General features: G+C 68.2%; 10 protein-coding genes. 5 read left to right on the top strand and 5 right to left on the bottom strand.

Translation table 11 applies throughout. The features are described from left to right. The first annotated feature begins 49 nt into the window (after nt 1-49). Nucleotides 50-877: an IclR family transcriptional regulator gene (locus ASH01_RS19090; protein WP_056779824.1), complete on the top strand. Its 828-nt coding sequence runs from the start codon at nt 50-52 to the stop codon at nt 875-877. Between the two features lie 287 nt (nt 878-1,164). Continuing rightward, the gene (locus ASH01_RS19085; RefSeq protein ID WP_056779821.1) at nt 1,165-1,554 is read left to right on the top strand and encodes a hypothetical protein; all 390 of its coding nucleotides are present in this window, start codon (nt 1,165-1,167) and stop codon (nt 1,552-1,554) included. A gap of 240 nt (nt 1,555-1,794) precedes the next feature. On the opposite strand, the gene ASH01_RS19080 is transcribed toward ASH01_RS19085, so the two are convergent. Beyond that, the gene (locus tag ASH01_RS19080) at nt 1,795-2,154 is read right to left on the bottom strand and encodes a hypothetical protein (protein WP_056779818.1); all 360 of its coding nucleotides are present in this window, start codon (nt 2,152-2,154) and stop codon (nt 1,795-1,797) included. A 486-nt stretch (nt 2,155-2,640) separates the two neighbouring features. Between ASH01_RS19080 and ASH01_RS19075 the strand changes: the two genes are divergently transcribed. Continuing rightward, nucleotides 2,641-3,033, top strand: coding sequence for a hypothetical protein (locus ASH01_RS19075; protein ID WP_056779816.1), 393 nt, complete (start codon nt 2,641-2,643; stop codon nt 3,031-3,033). Nucleotides 3,034-3,061: 28 nt separating this feature from the next. On the opposite strand, the gene ASH01_RS19070 is transcribed toward ASH01_RS19075, so the two are convergent. The 3 genes from ASH01_RS19070 to ASH01_RS19060 all read right to left on the bottom strand — a co-directional run bounded on the left by ASH01_RS19070 (nt 3,062) and on the right by ASH01_RS19060 (nt 4,326). Further along, on the bottom strand, nt 3,062-3,319 hold the full coding sequence (locus tag ASH01_RS19070) for a Txe/YoeB family addiction module toxin (RefSeq protein ID WP_056779813.1): 258 nt from the start codon (nt 3,317-3,319) through the stop codon (nt 3,062-3,064). Beyond that, on the bottom strand, nt 3,316-3,561 hold the full coding sequence (locus tag ASH01_RS19065) for a type II toxin-antitoxin system Phd/YefM family antitoxin (RefSeq protein ID WP_056779810.1): 246 nt from the start codon (nt 3,559-3,561) through the stop codon (nt 3,316-3,318). The genes ASH01_RS19070 and ASH01_RS19065 overlap by 4 nt, the downstream gene beginning before the upstream one ends. Nucleotides 3,562-3,651: 90 nt before the next feature. Continuing rightward, nucleotides 3,652-4,326 carry a tyrosine-type recombinase/integrase gene (locus ASH01_RS19060; protein ID WP_200961830.1) on the bottom strand — a complete coding sequence of 225 codons (675 nt, stop codon included), beginning with the start codon at nt 4,324-4,326 and terminating at the stop codon, nt 3,652-3,654. Between the two features lie 664 nt (nt 4,327-4,990). Here ASH01_RS19060 and ASH01_RS23110 point away from each other — a divergent pair. Together ASH01_RS23110 and ASH01_RS19050 are read left to right on the top strand one after the other, a co-directional pair. Further along, nucleotides 4,991-5,467 carry a hypothetical protein gene (locus ASH01_RS23110; RefSeq protein WP_156415670.1) on the top strand — a complete coding sequence of 159 codons (477 nt, stop codon included), beginning with the start codon at nt 4,991-4,993 and terminating at the stop codon, nt 5,465-5,467. 782 nt (nt 5,468-6,249) lie between these two features. Continuing rightward, nucleotides 6,250-9,465: a hypothetical protein gene (locus tag ASH01_RS19050; RefSeq protein WP_156415669.1), complete on the top strand. Its 3,216-nt coding sequence runs from the start codon at nt 6,250-6,252 to the stop codon at nt 9,463-9,465. Between the two features lie 1,060 nt (nt 9,466-10,525). Here ASH01_RS19050 and ASH01_RS19040 read toward each other — a convergent pair. Beyond that, entirely contained in the window at nt 10,526-11,581 is a 1,056-nt protein-coding gene (locus ASH01_RS19040) for a hypothetical protein (protein ID WP_056779795.1), read from the bottom strand. Nucleotides 11,582-11,855: the final 274 nt, after the last annotated feature.

The following is an 11,855-nucleotide window of genomic DNA, read 5'->3' as shown; positions in this document are numbered from 1 at the left end:
TGGACTAGGTTCGCCATGCCGGAACAGATAATTCTGCTATGAGGAATCGATGGCCCCGGATCGCGCCCAGAAGAACCGCCCCCAGTACGCCCTGACGAGCGTCGACCACGCTCTCCGTCTCGCCGTCATGCTGCAGGTCGAAGGCCCGCTCAGCGTCACCGACGCCGCCGAGCGGTTGGGCGTCGCCCGGTCGACGGCCCACCGGCTGCTCTCGATGCTCGTCTACCGCGACTTCGCGCGGCAGGCTGAGGACCGCCGTTACCACGCCGGCCCCGTGATCTCGTTGACGGCGGACTCGCAGTCACGCACCGCACTGCTGCGCACCATCGCGATGCCCCACCTGCACGCCCTCGTGGGCCGCCTCGGCGAGTCGGCCAACCTGCTCGTCCTCGCGGGCGACTACGCCCGCTTCATCGGCTCGGTCGAGAGCAGCCAGGCCCTGCGGGTCGGCAACCGCGAGGGCATGGTCTTTCCTGCCCACCTGACATCCGGCGGCAAGCTCATGCTCGCCGATCTCACCGTCGAGGAGCGGGCCGAGCTGTACGCCGCCGACCGCTGGGACGGACGCACCGACGAGCGGCCCGACCTGAGCGCGCTGGGCCAGGAGCTCGACGTGGTGCGCGAGCGCGGTTTCGCCATCAACAAGGACCGCACGGAGAGCGGGGTCACCGCGGTCGGCCGGGGCGTCCGCGTCGGCGACCGGGTCACCGCAGCCGTCACCGTCTCGATGCCGACGGTCCGCTTCGACGAGTCCCGGCTCGTCGACGTCGTCAGCGCGCTGGCGCTCGCTGCCCGCGATATCGAGCATGACCTGAACGCGGCTCTGCGCGTCGAGAGCATGGCCGCCGTCGTAGCGCCACATCCGGAAATGGCGTGAGCTTCGGAACCCGTAATGGTCTCTGAGTTCCTCATTGTGGGCATGGCGACACGGTAAGGACCCCCGCCACGACCTGTGCAGACCCGGCGGCGCAACGCGGGATGGTCGGGCGTCATGCCCTCAACGCGGCACGAGGGACATATGGGGGTGAAGTGACCCACTCTCGGCCGTTGTGCTGCGCAGCGACCCGATGAGGAGTACGCCGGGACCTTGGGCTTTCAAACGCACAGAGTCCCAAGGGCTTGGTCAGCCCGTCTGCAAAGCTCGTACTCGGAGGAGGGCAAGCCATGATCAAACGCTTATCTGCCACAGCCATCGCCGGAGCATTCGCGATGATCGCCTTTGCGCCCGCAGCGTCAGCGGATCCCAAGACCACGACGATCCCGTTGACCTGCAACAACGGTCAGACGCTTGAGGCAGCCTTCAACGGGAACGGGGACTTCACTCCCGGGCACGTGGTCGGCAGCACGCAAACGTTCGTCATTCAATCCCTTCAGGCGACAGCGACGTTCACGCCCACCGGTGGCGACCCCGTCGTCGTGCAGCAGCTCGACACGTCCAAGCCGCACGTGCACGGAGATCTCGTGACCTGCCATTTCGACTTCGTGCGGGAGACCGCAACAGGGTCCTTCCACGGGGTCGGGACCTCAGTCGTCTTCATCACGCCGGCTTCGTAGCGGACATACGAGGGTGCGCATCGGTCGAGCTCCGAGCTTGACTTGATGCACTACAGCGCGGACTCCGCGCTGCCCCATGGGGAGGTGCGACGAAGCTCGCGGTCTACGGCATAAGCGCGTATCTCACTGGTCGCAGGAGGCTGGGTCTGGACGATGTCCCGTGATCTGGCCGGCGTCATGGGCGTCATGTCGCTGGCCGAGTCAGACCGGAGTCCGGCGCCGCGATCAGGTGGCGGGCTCTCAGGGCAGCGGACCCTTGGGTCCGTGGTCCCTCTGGAACTGCACGGCCTCCTCGATGGCGTCGGCCGTGGCCTCCCGCGACGACGGGGCGGAGCCGTCGTCTGAGCCCGAGTCCGATGATCCGGACACGGCCGAGGTGACCTTTGAGGTCGCCGTCCTCGCGGCATCGGCCACCTTGTCCGCGACGACCGGCGCCTGTTCGCGCACCAGCTGTGCACCCTGGTGTGCCTTCTCCTGCACGCGGGGGTCGTCCTTCAGCTGGCCGATCGCGCGCATGAACTGCTCGTAGGGCTCCCGCCCGGCCCGCGAGCCGAGCAGGAAGCCGACCGCGCCGGCGGTGACGATGAGCAGTCTCTTCATGAGGGGCCTCCGTTTGTCGGGTCGTCGCCCTAGGTCGGGCGCCGACGATCTCCATGACGCATACCCACCACCGCCTGGTTCGGCATCAACGCACGGCCGGTCGCGGGCCCCGTTCCACCTAGGGTTCGGCTCTCGTTGGTGGATGCATGAGCCCTTAGATGAAGCGATCTGCGTCGCTTGAAGCGGCTGAACAAACTGGCCCACCCTGGTGACAAAGCGCCCTACATTGGCCCGACCGCGCGGCGGCATGGTCTGACGCCCCGTCCTCAAAGCGGCTACTCAGGGCGAGTCCCGGTGGGCGGTCGCGTTCTTGAGCCCGGACCTCTCAGAGGTGGTCGCAGCCGTCGCCCTTGTCGGGCAGCCTCCGGAGTCATAGGTCGTCGCATCCGCTCGTCAGCGCGACCGATCTGCGGCAAATCCGGTAGTCGTCTCAGCCGCTGGCCTGGCCTGCGCAGGAGTGTCATTGGCAACTGGCAGGCTGCGCGGATGAAGATCTACGTCTCTGGCCCGCTCAGCGATACGGTCACGGTCCAGCAGGTCCAGGACACCGCCCTTGCCGCGGGCCACGAGCTGACTTTGGACTGGAGCGCGGATGTGTCCTTCGCTGAGGGCTACGCCACTCAAGCGGAGCGGTCGGCCCGGATGGCGCAGGACGAACTCGAAGCGGTGATCGCGGCGGACGCCGTTCTTGTCGTGGCCTCTCAGCACGACGGCAGGGGCATGTTCGTCGAGCTCGGCGCAGCACTCACGCGAGCCAGCCGCGGTGAGCTGAACCACGTCGTACTTATCGGCGAGATCCATCACGAGAGCGTCTTCTACTTCCATCCGCTCGTGCAGCGCGTACCCACCGTTGAGCACTGGCTCGCCCAACTGCCGTGAACTACCGGCGGCAGGAGCGGATGACTCCTCAGTCGTAGTGGAAGCGGGCCTGAAGGATGACCAGATCGTCGCCGTCGATGAGGTAAACGAGCCGGTGCTCTTCAGTGATCCGACGTGACCAGGCGCCGGCCAGCATGTGCCGCAGCGGCTCGGGCTTACCGATGCCAGCCACCGGGTCGCGAAGTGCGTCATCGATGAGCCGGTTGATCCGTTTGAGCATCTGCCGGTCAGCAGCAAGCCAGTACGTGTAGTCCGCCCATCCGTTCGGTGTGAAGACCAGCCTCATCGCGCCAGGTCGTGCTCGTCCCGCTGCCCGGACCGTGCCTGCTGCAGGCTCTCGAGCAGGTGTCGGGCATTGGCTGGGACCCGCAACAGATGAGCTGTCTCCTCGAGCGCGTCGTAGTCTGCGCGGGACATCAGCACCGCGTCGCCGCGGCGGGAGGTTATCTCGATCGGTGTGCGGTCCTCGTTGACCTGCTCGATCAGCGGAAACAAGTTCTTCCGGGCCTCGCTTGCAGTGACAGCCATGACATCTCCTACTGGTACAGGTTCTTGTACCAGTGTGTCACGATCGGCGTCCGCCGACAAATGTCCGCCATTCTCGTGACGGCGCTGGGTTTAGGTGCCTGAGGCCATGTAGGCGGCGAGGATGTAGTTGGGGTGGCGGTCGAGGTTCTTCCGGGCCCGGTCGTAACGCATGGTCGTGCGCGGGTCGGCGTGCCGGGCGGCGATCTGGACGTCGCGCAGGTCAACGCCGGCGTCGAGCATGGTCGTGACGAACGTGTGGCGCAGCATGTGTGGGTGCATCCGGGCGACGTGCACGCCGCCGACTTCGGCGAGGTGGTGCAGGCGTCGAGTGGCACAGTGTCGGTCCATCCGGGTGCCGCGGCCGGTTCGCAGGATCGGTCCCGAGGTGCGGGCGTCGACGGCGCGGTCGATGGCGCGGGCTACTGCCGGTGGCAGGGGTGTCAGGACTACCTTGCCGCCTTTGCCGGTCACGCGTAGGACGCGGTGGCCGTGTTCTTCGCCAAGGTCGGAGATGTCGGCGCCGCAGGCTTCGAAGATCCGCAGCCCGAGCAGGCCGAGCATCGCGACGAGGGCGAAGTCCTTGACGTTGGTGGAGGTGCGGGCGGTGGCGAGCATCGCTTCGAACTGCAGATGGGTCAGTCCGAGGGTGGGTGACTCGGCGGGCACGTTCGGGCGCCGAACGTGCTCGGCCGGTGACTGCGCCAGGACGGCGTCGATGACGCAGGTCCGGTAGAACCCGGCGACGACCGCGACGCGGCGGCTCACGGTCGAAGGCTTGTAACGGCGGGTCTCCTGCATCCACCGGATGTAGAGCTCGATGTGCGGTCGTTGCGCGGTCAGCGGGTCCAGGCCGTGTCCGCGGCACCAGGTCAGGAATGCGCGCAGGTCGGACTCGGTGTGAACCCGGGACTGTCCTTCGAACCGGGCCAGGTAGGCGGCGACCGCGCGTCTGAGAGTGTCCGATTCTGGAGGCAGAGGGATGGGGACCAAGACGTTCTCGTAGGTAGTCATCTTTGCAGGGTGAACGGAGTCGGCCGACCCACGAAAGCGCCGCCATCATCCCGCAGCAGCGCGCAACCACATCGCCGGTGCGTGAGTGATCTTAGAGGTTCTCTGCGACACCAACGCAGACCGTCGCAGGCGCGCCCCGGCGATGGCGCCGCTGGAAACCCTCACCGTATGCGCGTCGGGCTCGGGTCCTGCACGGCCTCACACTGCAGCAGAACATGGCGATGGCAGAGGTGACACGCGTTTCCACCGTCTCCCTGGCCTGGGTCGGGACGATGCTCCTCGCGCACGGAGAAGCCCCGTGCCGCCTGCACGCGCGCCTTGGATTTGACGCGTTGCCGCAGGCAGCGGGTCCGCCATAGAGCCGTCGCAGCGGGCGTGGCGATCGGTGCGGGTCCATGCTCTGTCGTACCGTGCCACCATGTCGCCGCACACCTCGGACCAGTCCAGCCCTGAACGGCCGCTCCTCGCTGTGGGCCCCGTGCCCGGAGTCGACCGGCCGGCCCGTGAAGAGTTCACCAGGGGGCAGGCCCGTCGACGCGTTGTAGGGTCACTCAGCGCGCTGGTCGCTCTGGCTACGCTCACTTCCTGCGGGACCAGCCCTGTCGTGCAGGTTCATGACGAGTGGGCGACGAGGTGGGGGATCCCCGAACAGGTCGGTCAGTACGACGAGGACGGCATCATCGCCGCGGCACACGCCCCGTGTAGCAACCCGACCTTCGACCTGCCACCCGATGAACACAACATGAGGGTCGTCATCAAGGGTCTGGCTGCCACGATGATGGCCGTCTGCCCCGGACAGACCGCGACGCTGCTGCAAGCCCGGCTCGACCAAGGCCCCTCGTCCGAGTCCGTGCGCGCACAGCTTGAGCGGATGCTCGCAGACGTACAGCCCTGACCTGCATCAACCAACTCGCATCGAGCCGCGGAAGGACGTCGTAGCCGCGGGCCCGGGGTCAGCATCCGCCACCCTGGACCTCGCCGACGGCGACGTCCTCGTCCATGGGCGCCGCCACCCAACAAGAGTTCCACCATGCCATCAACCGCCAAGCGAACACCCGCGACCGACGCTCACTGACCTTCCGCCACTACCAGTAACCCGCGAACACCAAACAGCGCATCCACCACGACGACCGCACGACCGTCCGTCCGAGACCAGCACCCGGTAGTCAGTCGGTCTCGCGTTTGCCGTGGGCCTCACTGGCGCAGCGTTCGTTGCCCGAGCGCGTGGTCATTGGCCGGCCCGCGGTTGGCTTGTAGCCTTCGGTGCCTAGTCGCTTGCTTCGCTGCTCTCCGGAGTCTCCGGAATCTGGGTATATGCGACGGCCAGGCTCACCCGGCCATGCCAGTCTGACTCCCGCGACGGGCCGGCTACCCACGTGTCCTCGGAACCTGACGAAGCACGCTCATCGGCTATTACAGGAAGAGTGCATCCGTTCCGCTGGCGCACTGGGCTCAACCCAGGCGGACCGGCGCTTAACGGCCAGGAGCTCCGCGTCACTCAAGGTCAGCGACTTTCAGCCATACGCCGTTCCGGGCTCCCTTCTGTCCGTTTCGGGAGTGCCTGTGCGGGTTCCACGCGATGCTGTGAGGTGACTGCTCGCTCACCACCAGGGGGTCACGATGGTCCAGGTCGCTGCACCAGTCTCGCCCATCCGGATGCGGATCCGTGTCGGGAGGGTGGCATCGGCCCTGGCCGTCCTGTTCCTCATGATGTCCGAGCTCAACCGGCTCACCGGAGAGGTGCTTGACACCGAAGGCCGGTCGTGGCCGGCCACCACGTTGATGGGCCTCGGCCTGCCGGCACGAGAGGGGTGGGGCGCGCACTTCACCGGCGCCTTCGCGGATGCGCGGACCACGTGGATGACGATCTACCTGCTCCTCGACATCGCGTTCGTACTGCTCTACCTGTGGGCCGCGCGGACCGCGAAACGCACCTCGTGGAAAGCGCTCGCGGTCGCCGTAACCTTCATGGCCGGGTTCGACCTCCTCGAGGACGTGCTCGCCCTCGTCGCGACCCGCTGGGCCAGCGCGCCCTCGGGGGTCGCGAGCGCCCTGTCGGGGGTGCTGTACGCGGCGACGCTGCTGAAGACGCTCTCGCTGGTGGCGGCGCTCGTCACGGTGTTCTACCGGGCGCGGGAGGACACCGCCTACCGGCGACGGCTGGGTCGCTGGGTCGTCGGCACGTACCGGCAGCGGTTCTCCGTGCTGGCCGTGGTGCCGCTCGCCGTCATCGGCGTGATGCCCGGAAACGACCTGCTCGACCAGCTCCCCGACGTCCAGCGACGCTGGCTCCTCGACGGGTTCGGGCACGCCGTGGCCGCCACCATCGTCGTGGTCCTCGTCGCGGTCAGCCTCCTAGCCCTGGGACGGCTCCGGTCCACCACGGTGTGGCACCCGCCGACACCCACGGACGACAACCCGATGCGGGCGTCGTTGTGGCTCGTCGTCATCATGCCCGTCCTCGTGCTCCTGTGCTGGGTCGTGATGCTCGTGCACGGGTCGGCGACCTGGACGCAGATCCCGGGGCTGCTGTGGTGGCCGCTGATCCTGTTCGTCGGGATCCCGATGCTCATCGCGGCAGCGTCCGCCGTGATCCGGTGGCGTCACGGCACGGCCGGCCAAACCTCCGGGTCGGACTGGTTCCCGAGGCCGAGCTTCGGCTCACCGCCGGCGGCGACCAAGGCGGTCGTGGCCCGCGCCGGCGACATCATCGCCTCGACCGCCATCGTCATCGCCGCCCTCGGGCTGGTGCGGTCCTACACCTCCATCGTGGCCCTCTACCTGGCCGGGACGCCCATCACGGCCGGCTGGGCGGCGGTGGGCCTGCTCGTCGGCGCCGTCGGAGCCGTGGACGTGTGGCCGGTGATGCGTTGGGTCACCGACCTGGTGACCGTCACCGACCTGCCCGAGTCAGCGACCGGTTTTGCGGCGACGCTGCGCCGGATCATGTCGCCGGCGCTGCCCACGCCTTCCGGCCTGCCGGCCCGCCTGGGTGTCCTCGCGGCCGGGGTCGTGCTCCTGCTGGCGATCGGCCTCGCGCCGGGCTGGTTCGCCGACCATGTCGGTGTGATCGGCACGTCCGCGCTCGCTCTACTGGCCGCGTGCCTTGTCCTCGGCGGCACGGTCGTCCTGCTCGAGCTGAAGCTGAGCCCCGAGGTGTTCTGGTTCAAACCGATCAACACCCCAGCCGTTCCCGTCACGACGATCATCGTCGCGGCGCTGTTCTTCACCTCGACGCTGGGTGACGACGCGAACCTGCACGGCATCAACGGCCTCGTCCGGACACCGCCCCCGGCTACGCCCACGGGCACGGCCACGGGTACGGCCACTGGTGCGGCCTCGGGAACAGCCACGGCCGAGGCGCCCGCAGCAGCCACGACGACCTCAGCGGCACTGACGAAGCGGTGGGACTTCACGACCGCGTTCAACCACTGGGTGACCGCGACGGCCGATTGCACGCACGAGGTGTCCAGCGGGTCCGGGTCACGAACCATCGCGGTCCGCCCGATGTTCCTCGTGGCAGCCGAAGGCGGCGGCATCCGCGCCGCCTACTGGACGGCGGCTGCGCTGGACCTGCTGAGCACCTCCGCGTCCGTGCCCGCCCCCGCAGGCGCGGACGCGGAGGCGGACGACATCACCTGGGCCGCGGGCCCACCGTCCCCGTGCGCCAGCCCGCTGCTCGCCGGCGGCGCCAGCGGCGGCGCCGTCGGGGTCACCGTTGCCCGGTTCGCCGGTCAGAACCCGGCCCGCGACGGCGTGCTGAAGATGGCCGGACCAGACGCGCTCGGGCAGGCCACCGCCGGCCTCTTCGTCCGGGACCTGCTCTACGCCGCGACCGGGCTACCGATGTTCGGGACCCCCGCCCACGAGCTGGAACCGGGGAGCACCAACCCGGTCTGGCGGGACCGCGGCGCCCTTATGGAACAGTCCTGGGCGACCTCATCCGGGCTGGGCGTCCCCTTCCTGCCGACCACCGACCAGGGCCGGGACGCCGCGACCTCAAGCCGGAGCGGCGCCCTCGTGCTGAACTCCACCCGGGTCTCGGACGGGTGCCGCATGTGGATCAGCCAGATCGCGTTGAGCACCAACCCGGACGCCGAGTGCGACTCCGGCTCCGCCCCGGCCGGGCACACCCTCGACCTGTTCGAGACCCTCCGCACGGACCGTTCCGCCGCCGCGGCCGGCGCGCAGTCACGCCCCGGTGACCTGTGCCTCGGACCGGTGACGGCTGCGACCGCGGCACTGCTTGCGTCCCGCTTCCCGTTCGTGACACCGAGCGGGGTCGCGGGCCCGTGCGGGGACCAGCTGGCCCAGCAGGTCGTCGACGGCGGGTACGTCGAGAACTCCGGCATCAAGACGATCGTCGACCTCGCCCCTCAATGGCTCGCGCTCGTCCAGGCGCACAACGCGACCGCCCTCCAGAGCGCGAAGCCCGACCTCATCGTGCCGGTGGTCATCTACCTCGACAACGGCACCGGCACCGACCTGCGGGCCGAGCCCCCGCAGAAGACACCGGAGCTGCTCGTGCCCCAGCGCACAACCGGGCGCGCGAAGGCGTCGCTCGTCGACACCCCGGCGCTGCTGCGCGAAGCCGAACGCCTCATCTCGGCCGATTCCATCCTTCCCGAAGGGCAGGACGTGGCCGCAGTACGCGCCGCGGTCGAGGGCTGGCGCCGACACTCGGTGGTCCTCGTCCATGAGTCGACCGTTCCCGCAGTCACGGCCCCGCTCGGCTGGGTCCTGTCGCAGCAGAGCATCCAAACCATGAACCGCGCCCTGGCGCAACAGGCCGCTCCGGCCCCGAAGGTGGAGTCGGTGAACCAGGCACCCGTCGTGTCGGGACGCGGACGGTTGGCCGACGCCATCGCCTTGGTAGAACCGGGGAAGGGCTGAAACGACCGCCTCGACGCGGCAATAGAGGACGTTCGGTCGACCGGGAATCCCTTGGACGCAGCAGCGCGATGACCTCTAATCTCAGCGAGTCCCCGCCCTAGGTGCGATGGCTCCGGATGATCGCACCCTCTTTGGAGAGGGAGGCCGCCCGTTCAAGCCGGGCCGGGTCCGGGGAGGCCCTACGGGGCCTCCCAAGCCCGCTCGGCAGGCGGCAGAAGCGGACCTGGCGTCGCTCACTTTGGGCCAGGGCTACTGAGCCTTCGCGAGCACCAGCTCTGTCCCGTCGATGACGACCGCGACGCGGCTAGAGGTGTCGATCCCAGCAGGCACTCGCACGACGCTGGTGGTCGGACTAGCGTCTGCGTTGCATCCACCTCCGTGCGCGTTGTAGACGACGGTCGTGATCTCGATGCGGTCGTCCTGAGTCTCGACCACATCGGGCAGTCGGGGACAGCCCGAACTGCCCCATGTAGTGATCCTCAGTTGATCTGGTTGCAGATCCCACCCTGCGGCGATCTGTACCGGTCCCTTTGCAGTCGGTGATGTGGCAACGGCGACAGGTGCGAGGTCATCCGGCACTCCGGGGCCCCAGCTAAGGACGGCGGACGGCACGTCAGTGACCCCACCGCTGGTACCTGAACATCCAGCCAGGGCCGCCGCAACGCATAGGGCCGCGGCCGCCTTACTCGTGTTTGTCGCCAACGCATTCACCTCGTTCCGACGCTGCACCGATAGACACTCGAGGGGCTTGAAGGTTTCGCCGGCAGATGTGATTGCTCCAGCCCATAGGCGGGAACGTACATCGCTTGGGCCGGCAGTTCACGACTTCCGCTTCTCGGCACGTCGCTCGAAGAGCGGCAGAAGGGGACGTTCGCCGCGCAGGGGCCGAAGGCTCGACGCAGACCCAGCAGTAGAGGCGGTGGCCAGCGGCTTTCGCGCGGCGGACGAGCTCTGCGAGCCGTTCCAGATCCTCCGCCAGCTCGGACGGGTCATCCGGTTAACTCGCCCGTCGTCCGCCGAAGGCTTCGCGCGGTTACATGCCATCGTCGGAAACCCTGCCTCAGGGCGCTTCCCCGACGTCGTCGTTGAAGAAGAGTCTTTCCCGCGAACGCGTCCGTTGGCTGCGCTGCAGGGTGGCGACAGCGATGTCAATGTCGCCCGGCACGACAGGCTCCGATTCACGCCAGGGGCGTCGCCAGTCTCGCCGGTGCCGATTGCTGAGAATGTCCCGGTACCGGGCGGCGACAGCCTCGCCGTCGGCCGTGGGCTCGAGGTAGTTTCTCGTGAGCTGAAGCGATCCGAGCAATGCCTGTTCGACGCACACGCTGACCAGGCCTTCCGCGCGGAGCGGGTCGACCACGCATCGTTCGTACCAGTGCTGAGGGCTTCCACATGGGTATCCGTCTTCCACCTCGAGCTTGTCCCCGAACTCCTGCGCCACATAGCGCGCCAGACGCTCCGGGGTGATGTCGCGCGGGTGCCCGTCGAAGAGCGGGGCGAACGATGCGAGGGCTGGCCGCGCGGAGCGCGGGACCGGCTTGATGGTGACCCGATAGCCCACGAACCGGCCCGGAACCCCCGCACCGTTGTCCGTGAGGCGCACAAAGTGGCCGCGGCACAGGAGTTCATCCAAAGCCCACGTCATCGCCCAACCGGGGCTGAACGGCGCCCAACCTCGCAAGAGCACCTCGAGCTCGGCTGCGCACAATCGACCGGAATGGTCTGCCCGGACCTGATTGCTCATGGGCCAAAGCTGCCTGCTCTGATTGTCGCCGCCCTCGCCGTCACGGCCGCCCCCGTGGCCATACCACCCGTGGTACCCGGGTCGACCGCACTGAGTGCACTCACGCAAGCTCTGGGCCTCGGCGCGTTTGGACTCCCAGTGATGCCAACCGAAGCGGCACGAGAGGCTCTTGCTGCGCCGGGCCGGCTCGGGCGGGCTGGACGCGGCGGCCGCTTGCTCGGCCGCAACCCGCTCGGCCGCGAGCCGCTCCGCCGCCGTCTTCGCCGCGGCTCGCTGCGCCGGGGACTTCGCCGGGGCCCACTTCTTGGCAGCGCGCTTGCCGCGGATCCTTCTCTTGTTGTGGCGGTGCTGCGGGTGCTTGGTCGTGGTCATGCCTCAGTGTGCTTACGTGCACCGGACCGTGTCTGTGCTCGGGAGCACACGTCGTGCGCACCCCAGATGACTTACCAGTTCGCCGTGTCGGCCGCGGCGGGTGAACTCGTGACCAGCAAGCGGCGCTACCAACCACTCATATCTCGCTGAAGCCACGCGCTGTCATCGGCATTATGTGGGTGATCGGTGTCAAGAGGCTTCGGTGTTGTCGAGGCTGGTGATGAGGTTGTCGTAGATCTCGGTTCGTCGGGTTTGGCCCTTGGCGCAGGCGTCG

It is taken from the genome of Terrabacter sp. Soil811 (assembly GCF_001429655.1).
Classification (GTDB): Bacteria; Actinomycetota; Actinomycetes; order Actinomycetales; family Dermatophilaceae; genus Terrabacter.
Note: the sequence above shows the minus strand (reverse complement) of the source record. Positions and strands in the feature narration are given on the sequence as shown.